This window comes from Lysinibacillus sp. FSL K6-1151 (assembly GCF_038630755.1).
Lineage (GTDB): Bacteria > Bacillota > Bacilli > Bacillales_A > Planococcaceae > Lysinibacillus > Lysinibacillus fusiformis_D.
The window spans coordinates 722,184-736,287 of sequence record NZ_CP152040.1; the positions used below are offsets into that span (position 1 = coordinate 722,184).

Genomic DNA, 14,104 nt, shown 5'->3' on the forward strand with positions numbered 1-14,104 from the left:
ATTTTTGTCATTTTTTTAATGATAATGGCAATGAAAGAACGAAATAGAAGGAACTGGCACGTATTGAAATGAAACTGTAATAAAAAAACAGAAATAGAGTGCTATAATAGTAAAAGAAATACCTCTTACATAGATGAGAGTTTTAGGTGGTTTAATCATGATAGAAATGAAAAATGTGACAAAGAAGTACCCAAACGGTGTAGTTGCGACAAATGGTATTTCCGTTAATATAAAGCAAGGCGAATTTGTGTATGTAGTTGGTCCAAGTGGAGCAGGTAAATCTACATTTATTAAATTGATGTATCGTGAAGAAAAGGCAACATCAGGGCAAATTATAGTCAATGGTATTGATTTAGCAACATTAAAAAATAAGAAGGTCCCTTTTTTGCGCCGTCAACTTGGCGTAGTTTTCCAGGACTTCAAATTACTACCTCGTTTGAATGTTTATGAGAATGTAGCATTTGCACTTGAAGTAATTGAGGAAAATCCAGATGAAATCCGACGTCGTGTGATGGAAGTATTAGAACTGGTGGGATTAAAGCATAAAGCAAGAATGTTCCCGAATGAGCTTTCAGGTGGGGAACAGCAACGAGTGTCGATTGCACGCTCAATCGTCAATGTTCCTAAAGTGGTGATTGCAGATGAACCAACAGGGAACCTCGATCCTGAAACATCGTGGGAAATCATGAATTTATTTGAGGAAATTAATGCTCGAGGGACAACCATTGTGATGGCGACCCATAACCGTGAAATTGTCAATACGATTCGTCGTCGTGTTATCGCAATTGAAGGCGGTTTAATTGTCCGTGATGAACACGGAGGTGAATACGGCTATGAAATTTAATACAGTAAAGCGCCACTTCCGAGAAAGTGTGAAATCACTTGGCCGAAATAGCTGGATGACCATTGCGTCTGTCAGTGCCGTAACAGTTACGCTTATACTAGTAGGCGTTTTTGCGCTTATTATGATGAATTTAAATAAAGTAGCGACTGATTTAGAAAACGATGTTGAGATTAAAGTTTTAATTGATGAGACAGCAGATGAAGCTGCAGAAAAAGCACTCGTCGAAAAAGTCAAAAAATTGCCTGGTGTGTCAGAGATGACCTATTCCACTAAGGAAGATGAGTTAACTAAGTTAGTAAAAGATTTTGGTGATGATTTTAAGCTATTTGAACAAAGCAACCCTTTACGTAATGTAATCTATGTAAAAGCTGCTGATCCCCAGCAAACAGCTAAAATTGCAAAAGCGATAGATAAATATGAGTATACGTATGACGTTATGTATGGCGAAGGAAAAGTTGAAAAACTATTTAACTTCTTAAATATTAGTCGTAATGTAGGCATCGTACTTATTTTAGGGTTATTATTCACGGCGATTTTCTTAATTTCGAATACAATTCGTATTACTATTATTGCTCGTAGAGATGAAATTGAAATTATGAAACTTGTAGGGGCTACGAATTCATTCGTACGTATCCCATTCCTATTGGAAGGTATGTGGCTCGGAATTTTAGGTTCGATTATTCCGATTGCGGTTGTCACAACCCTTTACCACAATGTATATAAAATTATTGCACCACGTTTACAAGGTGAGCTAATTCAATTACTTGATTTTTCTCCACTTGTGTATCAGGTGAGCGGTCTCCTGTTACTCATTGGCGTGCTTATCGGTGTTTGGGGAAGCTTTATGTCAGTGCGTAAGTTTTTAAAAATTTAGTCACAACGGATATTTGTGAAGAAGAAAAAGAATAGTCGAAGGGGAGTTCAATCGGTGAAAAGTAAGGCGAAAAAAACATTGAAAACACTTGCAGCAGCATCTGCTCTATTTCTTTTTATCCAAACTCCATCAGCATATGCAACAAGTTTATCGGATTTAAAAGAAGAAAAGAAACAAATCGAAACAAAGAAATATGATTTAAATTCATCCATTAGTAATAAGTCAAATGCCATCACGGCTAATCAAGAAAAGCAACAAAAAATCTTAGATCAAATTCAAGCATTGAACGCTGAAATCGACAAAACCAATAGTAATATTAAAAATGTTCAAGCAGATATTCATACAACAAATGAAGAAATAAAAAAATTAGAAGCTTCCATTAAAGAACTTCTGCATAAAATTGAAGAGCGAGATTTATTATTACAAGAACGTGCACGTGCGATTCAAGCTGGTGGCTCGGTAAGCTATTTAGATGTTTTGCTTGGATCTAATAGCTTTGTAGACTTCATTGATCGCTTCTCTGCAGTTAATGCACTATTAGAAGCGGATCGTCAAATTATTCAAGATCAAAAAGATGATAAACAACAGTTAGAAGAGCAAAAGCAAAGTGTAGAAGAAAAACGTCAAAAATTGGAAGGCAAGAAAGCTGAGCTTGAACAATTAAAGGCATCTTTAGATAGCCAAAAAGCTGAGAAAAATAAACTAGTTGACCAATTAGAAAAAGAGCAAGAAAAGCTCAAATCTGAAAAAGTATTACTTGAAAAAGAGTACTCAGAAGCATTAGAAGTAAGCCAAGAATTACAAGATCAAATCATTGCTGAGCAAAAACGTTTAGCTGAAATTGCTCGTCAACAAGAAGCAAAACGTAAAGCAGCTGCTGCGGCGGCAGCGGCTGCAGCAGCCAACAATGGTGGTGGTTCATCAGGTGGTACTGTGAACGCGCCTCAATCAAATGGTACTTGGATTAAACCAACGAACGGCCGCCTAACATCACCTTATGGCTGGCGTAATATTGGAGCTGGCCCTGAATTCCATTACGGTGTGGACCTTGCAAATGCAACAGGAACACCGATTTGGGCAGCGGCGGATGGTGTAGTTTCTTATGCAGCACCACTTAGTTCTTATGGTAATGTTGTCATTTTAACGCACTCAGTTGATGGACAAATTTATACAACAGTTTATGCCCATTTAAGTGCATTTAATGTTAGTGTAGGACAAGAAGTAACACAAGGTCAGCAAATTGCAGCAATGGGTAGTACAGGTCGCTCTACTGGCCCTCACTTACACTTTGAAGTGCATATTGGTCCTTGGCGAGGACAAGCTGTGGGCAGTGTAAACCCACTAAAATATATTCCATTGTAAAATAGAACAGCTATACATTAGAGAATTCTAGTGTATAGCTTTTTTTATTTCATCTATATCTTTAGAAGATAAGAACTCCCTCCTCTATGAGTAACGGCTATTATAAGATTCTATTTAATGTTATGATGAATATATACATAGTGGGGTATTTTTAACAGATGTTAATTTCTGAAGATTTTCTGAACACAGTGTGAAATATTCTTATTTTAAAAGGGTTCTATGCTATGCTGTATCTAACTTTCGGAGGAGGATTTGTTGGAGTGATTAATACAGAGTGGTACTCGATTCGAGCACTAACTTTACCAGCTACTGCAGTGGCTTTACTCATTACATTTTTTATAGTGTGGCTCATATTACGCGTGCAATTTTCAAAAAAATGGTCTGAAGTATATGCTGATGCGATTTTTACATTTCTCATTGTTTGGAAACTAAGCCTACTTGTGACTGATTTCAAAGCTGTTGTGAATAATCCAATGTCATTACTTTATTTCAATGGCGGTACAATAGGTGTTTATCTCGGCGTCATCGTAGTGTCCTTACAAATATGGAGAAAGCGGCACAATCTTCAGCTTGAAAAACAAGATATTATCCCTTGTAGCTGGGCTATTATTTTAACGCAATCTATTTACCAAATGATTGTCGTGCTACTCAATGACAACACTACATCGAGTGAAATCATTACATTAGTTGTGCTAAGTGTATTAACCATCATCATATTATGGAAACTAGCAGCGATGAAACAAGCTTTATTATTGTATACAGTTGGCTATTTGATCGTAGCTCTCTTCCAAACCCTTGGTATATGGCAAACAACTGTGGGTGTGAGTGTAGTACTACTTTGTTTGGGATTAGCCATTCAATATGAACGAATCAATGTGGGAGGTAAAGAATGAAAAAAAATATTGGGCTACTGATCGTTGTGCTATTAGTGATTGCGATGATTGGTACATATGTGAGACAACAAATTAACGAAGAACGTGCTATTGAAAAGTCTGCTCTTGGTAAGGATATGGAGGAGCTAGAAACGGGTTTAAAAAAAGGGGATATACCGCCTGATTTCACCTTAACAAGCTTAGACGGAGAAGATATCACATTAAGTGATTTGCGTGGAAAAAAGGTTGTACTAAATTTCTGGGCGACATGGTGCCCACCTTGTAAGGCGGAAATGCCGCATATGCAAAGTTTCTACGATGAGTATGCTAAAGAGAAAAACGTTGAAATTATAGCTGTCAATTTAACAAGTGCAGAACGGGATGTGACTGCCGATGCCAAAGTAGACACAGTGATGACATTTAGAGATAGCTTTGAGCTAACATTCCCCATTTTATTGGACCCAGACAATGACGCTGGCTTAGATTATCAAATCATCACCATTCCAACCACTTATTTTATTGATTCCAACGGCTATATCCAACGCGCCATCAGAGGACCAATGGATGTAGATATGTTAAATGATTATGTAGATGCACTAGATTAATTCATAAAAAATCTGTTCGTTTTCTATAGTAGAAACGAGCAGATTTTTTATTTTTATAAGAATTAAGGAAATACTCGCGGTGTCAGAGGAAATACTCGCGGAGTCAGAGGAAATACTCGCGGAGTCAGAGGAAATACTCGCGGAGTCAGAGGAAATACTCGCGGAGTCAGAGGGAATACTCGCGAAGGCAGAGGAAATACTCGCGGAGCCAGAGGAAATACTCGCGGAGACAGAGGGAATGCTCGCGGAGGCAGAGGGAATACTCGCGGAGCAAAGGAAAATACTCTCGAAGCAACAACCAACACCCATGAGAAAAGTGAAATATTCTCTCTTCATAAATTTGAAAGGTAATCTTGTATGTTTGAAAAAATAGAGTCATACAGTAAAAGAGACGGAGGAGGGAAGAATTGCGCAAATTAACGGCCGGTGTCGGAGTCCTGCTTAGTAGTTTGGTGGTAGGTAGTGGTATTTACTTTGATTGGTTTTCTAGTGACGATAAAAAGGAGCTTGTTACGGAGGTTGATACAATTGGTGAAGCCATGACACTTATTGAAGAAAAATCAGTCTACAGCACAAAAAAGGATGCATTGGTGGAGGGGGCTCTTCGCGGTATGGCTGATGCCATTAAGGATCCTTATAGTACGTATTACTCCCAGGAAGAGGCCGAGCAACATCGGCAAATGCTGGCTGAGGAAAGGGTAGGTATTGGGATTGAACTAGCAGAAAATAAAGGGAAGTTTATTGTTGTGTCTCCAGTTCGTTCTTCACCTGCTGAGAAAGCTGGTATGCGTTCACTCGATGAAATTGTACAAGTTGATGGAGTGCGTGTAGATGGGAAAACGATGAGTGAATTAATGCATTTAATTCAAGGTGAAAAAGGGTCGAAGGTAACTATTGTTGTCTACCGTCCGAGTGAGGATAAACATATTAAGATGACAATGGAGCGTGCTGCAATCTCTAATAAAACGGTATCGAGTGAGGTTATAAAAGTAGAAGATACAACCATCGGCTATGTGGCTATCTCATTGTTTGGGGAAAAAACGGCCAATGAATGGGTTGCTGAAACGAGTAAATTGCTTCGTAAAGATGTTGAAGGTATTGTGATTGATGTACGTGATAATCCAGGTGGTTATTTACATAGCGTCGCAGCGCTACTGAGCACGGTATTGGACAATGGCAAGGTATTTGCATATATGCAAAATGCGGAAGGTGCTATGGAACCATTGAAAACGCAAACGAAAGGCTTTGATGAAAAATATGTAGCAACGATGAACAAAATCCCAATCGTTGTCTTACAAAATCAAGGTAGTGCTTCAGCGAGTGAAGTATTGAGTGGTGCTTTAAAAGGCTGGGGACGTGCTTCACTGATTGGTGTCAAGAGTTTTGGGAAAGGGACTGTGCAGGAATCTTGGGAGCTATCAAATGGTGGAGAGCTGAAATTATCAACTAATAAATGGCTGACACCAAAACGCGAATGGATTCATGGGCAAGGCATTGAAGCAAGTTTAGTAATTGAGCAAAATGAATTATTTGCTTTTCAACTACATCCACTAACAGGTAAATTTAAAGTCGGTGATATGAGTGAGGAGATCGCCTATTCACAAACTGCCTTACAGAAACTAGGCTATCAAATAGATCGTTTAGATGGCTATATGGATGAAACGACTGCAGAGGCCGTCAACCTTTATCGCAAACAGAAAAAATTAAAATTAGCAGAAGATGAATTTTATATGGATACAACTTTCTTCAATAGCTTAAATGAGACATTAAAAAATTATAAAGCGGATCGTCAAAATGACCAGCAATTCCAGATGGCCACTAGCTTTTTACTGCACACTATTGAACAATAAACCTATCTGACAGAACAAAAATAACATAATACAAAGCTTTCGATGAGTTTGTACTACGCAAGAGTGTAGTCGTTTGATACAATAAATTCATAGTATTCAAGATAGAAATGGCGGGTGTTCGTATGGTTAGTGAGATTTTAATAGAAATTGTAACAGCGATTGGCCGCTTTTTACTCAACCCATTACTGTATATAGTCATAATATTTGCTATTTTTTTAGGATATCGTCGTGTAAAACAGGAGCGTAAATATTTTAATAGACGTATTATTTGGGGCTGGACAGAGTTAATCGGACAATGGAAAGATGGATGGCTTTATGCACTGCTCATTTCTCTTATCAGTATTGTCGCAGGGCTTACTGTACCAAAAGAATTTTTAATCATTTTAATAGTAATTTCTATAGTAGCGCTAGTCCTGTACCTTATTAATGCACTATCGCCCATTGTGACAATGGGTATTGCAACACTTGTGATATGGGCCATGTCCTATTACAATTGGACATTTACTTGGTGGATATTTTCCTTGGAGGGGAGCAATTTAGAGGATGGCGCAATTGTTACGATTACCATTTTGGCAGGCCTTTGTGTTATCGCAGAGGGGCTATTAATCCGTCGTGCTGCCATGAAGGTATCAACGCCTTCCATAGAGAAAACAAAGCGGGGTATGCAGGCTATTGTCTATCGCACAAAAAATGTATGGGTATTACCTATTTTCTTTGTTATGCCTGGTGATGCTATATCGGCTGTATTGCCATATTGGCCACTGTTTACGATAGGTGATAGTAGCTTTGCACTTGTTTTATTCCCTCTTATCATTGGCTTTGCTAAGCTATCAAGAAAGGAATTACCAGTCATAAAATTACCTAAAATAGGGCGATCTGTCTTATTGCTTGGAGAGCTTATTTTAATAGGTGGCTTAGCTGCTTATTTTGAGCCGATGATCGGTTTCATCGTACTTGGTGTTGGGGCAATTATACGTATCATCATCTCTATCTACTTTGCACAGCAGGATAAAACAGATCATTATGCCGTTGCACCAAGTACAAAGGGTGCCATTATCGCAGCTGTTCTTCCTGATTCGCCAGCAGAAAAAATGGGCTTGCTTGCAGGGGAATGTATTCGTAAAGTAAATGGAAAATCTATTTTTACAGAGAATGAGCTATACGAGGCATTGCAATTAAATGCAGCACACTGTCGTCTAGAAGTGTTGGACCGCAACAATGAAATTCGTTTAACACAGCATGTGATTTACAGCAATGATCATTACCGTATTGGTTTATTACTAGCTGAGCCGAGGGAAATATAATGGATGTTTTTGGAAAAATGATATTAGCGCTATTTATACCAGCGATCCTTGTCTTATTGTTTACAAGAATTACCTATAATCGCTATGTTGCGCTGTTATTAGCGATTGCACTTATCGCAGCTTCTGTTTATGCAGGCTATACATCTTCGCCTATTATTTATGTGATGGATGCATTTTCATTAACCGTAGGCTTTTGGTTAGCTAGTAAAATGAAGAAATAAAAAGGTCAGTCCTCTCAAAGGGGATTGACCTTTTTACATGAAAAATCGAACAGCTGCCATAATGATTACGCCTGCAATGACAGTAATCGATAAACTTTTTGTGATAAGTGCAATAATAAGAGTTGGCACAAATGTAACAAAGACGGGCCAATCAAGAGTCACTACTTTCCCACTTTCAGTATCGAATAAGTTTTCAATTACAAGAGCACTTAAGATACAAACAGGTATAAAGCTGAGCCACTTGAGTGCAACATCTGGGAGTGTTACACTACGTACAAAAATAAATGGAATGACACGCGGCAGCCATGTAACAAGTGCACAGCCAATAATAAGCCAGACCATATAAGAAGTTGTTGTCATTTATCTGTCACCACCCCAATTGTTGCGACAATGACTGTTGCTAGAAGCACAGCTACATGTGAAGGCACTAGATAAGAAAGGCCATACATAATAACTGTCATATAGCCGATTAACTTGATATAATGCATGATTTTGCTTTTGCCAACACTGCTCAATTGCAGTACTAACAATGCAACAAACATGGCAATTAAAGCAAAATCTAGGCCCCATTTTTCGGGATTTGCTACCCATTGTCCTAAAAAGGCACCTGCAACACAGGAGAGAATCCAAAAAATGTAGGCTGTGATGTTAAGCCCATCCATCCATTTGCCGTATAATTTGCCTGTTTGCATTTGCTTTGTTACTGCGACACCAAAGGTTTCATCCGTTAATAATGTACCGAAACCAACATTTCTAAGCATAGAGTAGCGCGTAAAATGAGGTGCTAATGTTAAACTCATTAATAAATGGCGTAGATTAACTACAAAAATGGTTACAATGATAGCAGAGGCAGGGCTGCTTGTTAAAAGAAGTGCACAAAAAATAAATTGTGCAGATCCTGCATAAATAAGTATCGTTAACAGGGCAATTTCAAGGACAGATAATCCAGAAGCGGAACCTACAACACCGAATGCAAGTCCTATACTAATATAACCGAGTAAAGTAGGTACGCAATCTTTGACGCCCTGTAGAAAGCTGTCGTTGGAAGGGCTTATGGAATCATCATGATGAAGCTCTGTTGTACTTGTCATAAATAGGCCATCCTTTCTTAATCATTTCCATGTATACTATTGATGGAATTGTTTGATAGTTCTTGATGTTTATTAAAGTATACATATGTCTGATAAAATAAACAATAGAAATTGGTGATTAAAATGGAACAAATGAGTCGAAATTTAGCATTTCAATTAAAGAAAATTAGACAGCAGCGTCATCTAAGTCTAGATGACGTAGCTAAAGCGACAGGTGTTAGTAAAGCACAACTTGCACAAATTGAAAAGGGTGAGGCTAATCCAACTGTTTCAACAATTTGGAAAATCGCAGCTGGTATGCGCATATCATTCTCTTCATTATTACAGCCACCAACCGCTCATTACATGCGTTATAGCAGTAAGGATGTGCCGCATGTGGATGAAGATGAGGGACGCTATCGTGTCTACTCCATTATTCCGTATAATCCTGAGCGAGGCTGGGAATTTTATAAGGTTGAAATGGAGCCAGGGGCAATTAGTAAGAGTGAAGCTCATACAGAAGGGGTAGAGGAAACTGTAATGGTCATCAAAGGACAAGCAGTTATTTCTGCTGGGGATATGCATGAATTACTGGATGAAGGGGATACACTAGTATTCTCAGGGCATCAGCCCCATGAATATCGCAATACTTCGGAAGGGCTAACAATTTTTCATTTAATTTTACAGTATAAATAGAGGTGTCGATGTTGAGTGAATGGTTTACTGTAGAAAATATTGAACAGGTTGCGGCACAATATCGAACATTTGGCCCAATCATTGGTTTACTGCTACCATTTTTAGAAGCGTTTTTACCTTTTCTGCCATTAGTCGTATTTGTTGTAGCGAATGCAAGTGCATTTGGCTTATGGTTAGGGTTTTTATTATCATGGTTAGGTTCTGTAGCGGGCTCCTATGCTGTCTTCTTGCTTGTTCGCCATTTTGGCAAGCATCCAAGATTACGATTTTTAACAGGCAGTAAAAAAGTTCAGAAACTTATTAAATGGGTGGATATGAATGGCATCAGCCCACTTTTTGTCCTCCTCTGTTTCCCTTTTACACCATCTGTTATTGTCAATATTGTAGCAGGGTTGTCCCATATTCATAAAAAGTTTTACTTAGTCGTTTTATTGGCTGGAAAGTTCGTGATGATTTTAGGCATGAGTGTGTTGGGCTATGACTTAAAATCGTTATTGACAAGCCCCGTCAGATTGGTCATTGCTGCTGTAGCCATCGTAATTTTATGGTGGGTCGGCAAGCTGATAGAGAAGCGCTTGAACGCTCGTGTGGAAAGAGATTTGAAGCAAGCGCGAAAATTGACGAAAAATCAGGATCATCATGCTCGCTAACCAATTGTTTGTAGCCTCTTTAATTTTTAAAGAGGCTGTTTTTTTGTGTCATTATCTTCTCACATGAAGGTTGATAGATAGTATTTACTAGTTTTTTTCGATAGAATTTAAGATAGACGATTAAAGTTGCTGTAACATAGGTACGTTAACTAACTAGCAAAGGAAATGCTCAAAAAGAGTTTAAAATAATCAAATCATCAAAAGATTCACCCAAAATGGGCAAGTCAATGAGGAGGGGGAAAGAATATGTCATTGCGTATTGTTTCAGGACGTTCAGGAACAGGAAAATCCGCATTTATTCATCAGGAGATCATTGAACAGCTTAAAACGGAGCCATTGGGACATCCGATTTTCATAATTGTCCCCGACCAGATGTCTTATTCTACAGAATATGAGTTGACGAATAAGCATGGTTTACAAGGCTTGATCCGTGCACAAGTGATGACGTTTAAGCGTTTAGCGTGGCTGGTTTTACAGGAAACTGGCGGGATTGCTCGCAAAGAAGTGAATGGCTATGGCTATCGAATGCTCATTCGTAAACTTTTAGAGGAACAAAAAAATGAGTTTTCCTTATTTCGACAAGCAGCAGGAAAACGTGGCTTTACGGAGGAGATTGAAACACTTTTAAAAGAATTTAGCCGCTATAGCGTCAATAGCTCAGTCTTAGCAGAGGTAACGGAATCATTAAAGGCAATTGATGCTCCAAATACCCTACAGGCTAAAGCAAATGATTTACATGTAGTGTTACAGGCCTTAGAGGAACGACTAGGCACGACATATGTCGACAGTGAGGGCTATTATCCAATTTTAACAGAGCAATTGAAGTATGCTGATACGATGAAGCAAGCAACCATTTATATTGATGGATTTACCGCCTTCACTGTACGGGAGTTAGAATTAGTACGTGAGTTGTTAAAAGTAACTAAACAAGTAACAATTGTTCTTCCGTTTGATCATTCAGATGAAGCGTTTGATGAACAGGCACTATTCCATGAGGCGGCTTTAACAAATCAACGGTTGCATGACATCGCCAATGAAGAGGGCATCGATGTTGATGCACCATTACATTTTTACAATACTAAAAGGTTCCATTCTGAAGATTTGCAGCATGTGGAGGCTAAATTTACTGATTTGGTGCCTAAAACGAAAAAATCTTCTGGAGATGTGATGGTACTTGAAGCGTCTAATCGTCGAGCCGAAGTACATGCGATTGCCCGGGAAATAACAAAACTGACAAGAGAAGACGGTTATCGTTATCAGGATATAGTTCTTTTATATAGACAAGCAGAGTTATATGATCCACTTATTACAAGTATTTTCCAACAATATGAAATTCCTATTTTTACAAATACAAAAAAGACGATGTTACATCATCCACTAATCGAGCTAAGTCGTTCTGCACTAGAGGTCATGACGTCTACTTGGAAGTACGAACCTGTTTTTCGTAGTGTGAAAACAGATTTATTTTTCCCATTACATGCTGAGCTAACCATCTGGCGTGAGCGAGCAGATCGATTAGAAAACTATTGCTTGGCACAAGGCATCTATGGAGAACGGTGGTTTGAGGAGGCACGTTGGTTTTATAAAAAGTATCGTGGATTAGAATTCCATTCGCGTGTTCAAACAGATGAGGAACGTGCTATGCAGGCGGAAATCGAGGCTATTCGAGATGAAATTCGTCTACCGTTAAAGAATTTACAAGATAAGCTTGATAGTGCGAAAACGGGTAGAGATATTGCGACTGCATTATTTGAGCTAGTGGAGTCATTACAGGTTTATGATAAGCTTCAAGCAATGAAAGATCGTGAGATAGAGCGAGGTGACGCATTAGCAGCGAGTGAACATGAGCAAGCTTGGAACGAATGGATTGGTGTTCTTGACCAATTCGTCTATATGTTTGGGGAGCAAGAAATGACTTTGGAGGAAGCAGCTAAAATTCTTGATGAAGGGTTTGATACGCTAGAATTTTCTCGCATTCCGCCGACCTTAGATGAGGTCATGGTCGCTACTGTTGATTTAGCCAGATTGTCTAATATCAAAGTTACTTTTGTAGTGGGTATGAATGATGGTGTTTATCCAACTCGAATGGAATATGAGGGTTTATTGTCAGATACAGAGCGAGAATGGTTTAGCCAAATTGGCTACGAGCTTGCACCAACCTCCACCAATCGTTTATTACAGGAAAATTACTTATTCTACCGTGCTATTACAACACCATCTGACAAGCTGTATATGACATATCCTACGGCAGATGAAGAGGGAAAGGCACTGCTATCCTCTCTTTATATCAAGAAAATGATTGGCAATGATAAAACAGCTGGTCTATTAAGTGAAGTTGTCATTGAGCGAGTGGTGATGGATCCCATTGAATTACTTAACGGAGATGTTTTACCCTATTTACGCCACCCTCGTACGGCTTTAGCGCATCTGATGGTGCAGTTACGTCAAGCTGAGCATAGCCGTGAACTAGCACCAGAATGGCTAGCATTACAAAAATTTTATAAACAAGATCCGTATTGGGCACTCATTTTTGAGCGTGTCCTCTATCCGATTACCCATAAAAATGAAGCTGAGCCACTTGAAACATATATTACACAGGAATTATATGGTCAGAAGTTAACATCAAGTGTGTCACGAATCGAGAAATACTTTAGATGTCCATTTTCTCATTTCACTACGTATGGTCTACGTTTAGAAGAACGTGCTGAATACCGACTTGAAACCTTTGCGATGGGTGATTTATTCCACGAGGCATTGAAGTGGATTACAGAAGAAACACATCGCCAGCAGTTATCATGGATTCGTTTAACAACACAGCAAATTAAACAATTAGCACGACAAGCAGTAGAGCAAATTGTGCCTGTCTTTTCACATCAAATTTTATTGTCGAGTGCTCGTTATCGCTATATTCAGCGTAAGCTTATTCGCATTGTTGAGCGCACAATGACTGCACTGACACAGCATGCTAATGTATCCCACTTCAAGCCTATTGCTATTGAGGCGTCGTTTGGTCCAGGGCAGCATGAACAGCTACCACCGCTTGAAATTGATTTGACTAGCGGCAAGAAAATGTTTATGCGAGGACGTATTGATAGAGTGGATAGTGCAACAATCGATGATCGTTCTTATTTGCGGGTTGTCGACTATAAATCATCAGCTCGAGATCTGGACTTAAATGAGGTTTATTATGGATTGTCCTTACAAGTCCTTACGTATTTAGATGTAGCAATGGAAAATAGCTCTTATTGGCTACCTGGTCAAACTGAACCAGCTGGAGTACTGTATGTCCATGTCCATAATCCAATGTTAAAGCTAGATAAGGATTTAACAGATAGTGAAATAGAGGAAGATCGATTAAAGCAATATAAAATGAAGGGCCTACTGTCAGAAAATGCTGAGGCGATTTTATCGATGGACGAGCAATTAGAAGAAAGTAGTGGGTACTCAAAAATTATTCCTGTATATATGAAAAAGGATGGGACACCGTCTGAATCACAATCACGCATTGTTCCTGTCAATGATATGAAAAAGTTACAACATTTCGTTCGACGTAAACATCAGGAAGCAGGGAATGGCATTTTATCTGGTGATACAGCCATTAGCCCCTATAAATTAAAAGCCAAAACAGCATGTGATTACTGTCAATTCGCCGCAGTTTGTCAATTTGATCCTTCAGATGGTAAACAAAGCTATCGTCAGTTGGCGCAAGCGAAGCCGAATGACATTGTTGATAAAATTCGGAAGGAGATGGAGTAG

14 protein-coding genes are annotated in these 14,104 nt (G+C 38.8%); 12 read left to right on the top strand and 2 right to left on the bottom strand.

The window, feature by feature from the left end; translation table 11 throughout:
- Positions 1-157 precede the first annotated feature (157 nt).
- The 9 genes from ftsE to MHI04_RS03365 all read left to right on the top strand — a co-directional run bounded on the left by ftsE (position 158) and on the right by MHI04_RS03365 (position 7,932).
- Positions 158-844: a cell division ATP-binding protein FtsE gene (gene ftsE / locus MHI04_RS03325; protein ID WP_036120973.1), complete on the top strand. Its 687-nt coding sequence runs from the start codon at positions 158-160 to the stop codon at positions 842-844.
- Positions 834-1,718 (top strand): permease-like cell division protein FtsX, encoded by an 885-nt coding sequence (gene ftsX / locus MHI04_RS03330; protein ID WP_036120971.1) that lies wholly within the window; start codon positions 834-836, stop codon positions 1,716-1,718. Before ftsE ends, ftsX begins: the two co-directional genes overlap by 11 nt.
- A 54-nt stretch (positions 1,719-1,772) precedes the next feature.
- Positions 1,773-3,080: a M23 family metallopeptidase gene (locus tag MHI04_RS03335; RefSeq protein WP_249646027.1), complete on the top strand. Its 1,308-nt coding sequence runs from the start codon at positions 1,773-1,775 to the stop codon at positions 3,078-3,080.
- A 260-nt stretch (positions 3,081-3,340) separates the two neighbouring features.
- Positions 3,341-3,973 carry a hypothetical protein gene (locus MHI04_RS03340; protein ID WP_089934824.1) on the top strand — a complete coding sequence of 211 codons (633 nt, stop codon included), beginning with the start codon at positions 3,341-3,343 and terminating at the stop codon, positions 3,971-3,973.
- On the top strand, positions 3,970-4,557 hold the full coding sequence (locus MHI04_RS03345; protein ID WP_036128486.1) for a redoxin domain-containing protein: 588 nt from the start codon (positions 3,970-3,972) through the stop codon (positions 4,555-4,557). The genes MHI04_RS03340 and MHI04_RS03345 overlap by 4 nt, the downstream gene beginning before the upstream one ends.
- Positions 4,558-4,636: 79 nt before the next feature.
- Positions 4,637-4,930, top strand: coding sequence for a hypothetical protein (locus MHI04_RS03350; RefSeq protein ID WP_342535339.1), 294 nt, complete (start codon positions 4,637-4,639; stop codon positions 4,928-4,930).
- A 34-nt stretch (positions 4,931-4,964) separates the two neighbouring features.
- The gene (locus MHI04_RS03355) at positions 4,965-6,407 is read left to right on the top strand and encodes a S41 family peptidase (RefSeq protein ID WP_089934825.1); all 1,443 of its coding nucleotides are present in this window, start codon (positions 4,965-4,967) and stop codon (positions 6,405-6,407) included.
- Between the two features lie 122 nt (positions 6,408-6,529).
- Positions 6,530-7,711 (top strand): PDZ domain-containing protein, encoded by a 1,182-nt coding sequence (locus MHI04_RS03360; RefSeq protein ID WP_036120958.1) that lies wholly within the window; start codon positions 6,530-6,532, stop codon positions 7,709-7,711.
- The gene (locus MHI04_RS03365; RefSeq protein ID WP_036120955.1) at positions 7,711-7,932 is read left to right on the top strand and encodes a DUF2198 family protein; all 222 of its coding nucleotides are present in this window, start codon (positions 7,711-7,713) and stop codon (positions 7,930-7,932) included. Before MHI04_RS03360 ends, MHI04_RS03365 begins: the two co-directional genes overlap by 1 nt.
- Positions 7,933-7,965: 33 nt before the next feature.
- Here the strand turns inward: MHI04_RS03365 and MHI04_RS03370 are convergent, their stop codons facing one another.
- Both MHI04_RS03370 and MHI04_RS03375 read right to left on the bottom strand, forming a co-directional pair.
- Positions 7,966-8,292: an AzlD domain-containing protein gene (locus tag MHI04_RS03370; protein WP_036120943.1), complete on the bottom strand. Its 327-nt coding sequence runs from the start codon at positions 8,290-8,292 to the stop codon at positions 7,966-7,968.
- Positions 8,289-9,023 (bottom strand): AzlC family ABC transporter permease, encoded by a 735-nt coding sequence (locus tag MHI04_RS03375; RefSeq protein ID WP_051891627.1) that lies wholly within the window; start codon positions 9,021-9,023, stop codon positions 8,289-8,291. Before MHI04_RS03375 ends, MHI04_RS03370 begins: the two co-directional genes overlap by 4 nt.
- Before the next feature lie 123 nt (positions 9,024-9,146).
- On the opposite strand from MHI04_RS03375, the gene MHI04_RS03380 reads away from it, so the two are divergent.
- The 3 genes from MHI04_RS03380 (at position 9,147) to addB (ending at position 14,104) form a co-directional block, all read left to right on the top strand.
- Positions 9,147-9,698 carry an XRE family transcriptional regulator gene (locus MHI04_RS03380; protein ID WP_036120940.1) on the top strand — a complete coding sequence of 184 codons (552 nt, stop codon included), beginning with the start codon at positions 9,147-9,149 and terminating at the stop codon, positions 9,696-9,698.
- A gap of 11 nt (positions 9,699-9,709) precedes the next feature.
- Entirely contained in the window at positions 9,710-10,348 is a 639-nt protein-coding gene (locus MHI04_RS03385; protein ID WP_170829911.1) for a TVP38/TMEM64 family protein, read from the top strand.
- 246 nt (positions 10,349-10,594) lie between these two features.
- Positions 10,595-14,104, top strand: coding sequence for a helicase-exonuclease AddAB subunit AddB (gene addB / locus MHI04_RS03390; RefSeq protein WP_342504111.1), 3,510 nt, complete (start codon positions 10,595-10,597; stop codon positions 14,102-14,104).

Excerpts from the sequence above, each read along its gene's own strand:
- MHI04_RS03360 (WP_036120958.1), top strand. The coding sequence starts at position 6,530 with ATGGTTAGTGAGATTTTAATAGAAATTGTAACAGCGATTGGCCGCTTT.
- MHI04_RS03380 (WP_036120940.1), top strand. The coding sequence starts at position 9,147 with ATGGAACAAATGAGTCGAAATTTAGCATTTCAATTAAAGAAAATTAGA.
- MHI04_RS03345 (WP_036128486.1), top strand. The coding sequence starts at position 3,970 with ATGAAAAAAAATATTGGGCTACTGATCGTTGTGCTATTAGTGATTGCG.
- MHI04_RS03365 (WP_036120955.1), top strand. The coding sequence starts at position 7,711 with ATGGATGTTTTTGGAAAAATGATATTAGCGCTATTTATACCAGCGATC.
- ftsE (WP_036120973.1), top strand. The coding sequence starts at position 158 with ATGATAGAAATGAAAAATGTGACAAAGAAGTACCCAAACGGTGTAGTT.
- MHI04_RS03375 (WP_051891627.1), bottom strand. The coding sequence starts at position 9,023 with ATGACAAGTACAACAGAGCTTCATCATGATGATTCCATAAGCCCTTCC.
- ftsX (WP_036120971.1), top strand. The coding sequence starts at position 834 with ATGAAATTTAATACAGTAAAGCGCCACTTCCGAGAAAGTGTGAAATCA.
- MHI04_RS03370 (WP_036120943.1), bottom strand. The coding sequence starts at position 8,292 with ATGACAACAACTTCTTATATGGTCTGGCTTATTATTGGCTGTGCACTT.
- addB (WP_342504111.1), top strand. The coding sequence starts at position 10,595 with ATGTCATTGCGTATTGTTTCAGGACGTTCAGGAACAGGAAAATCCGCA.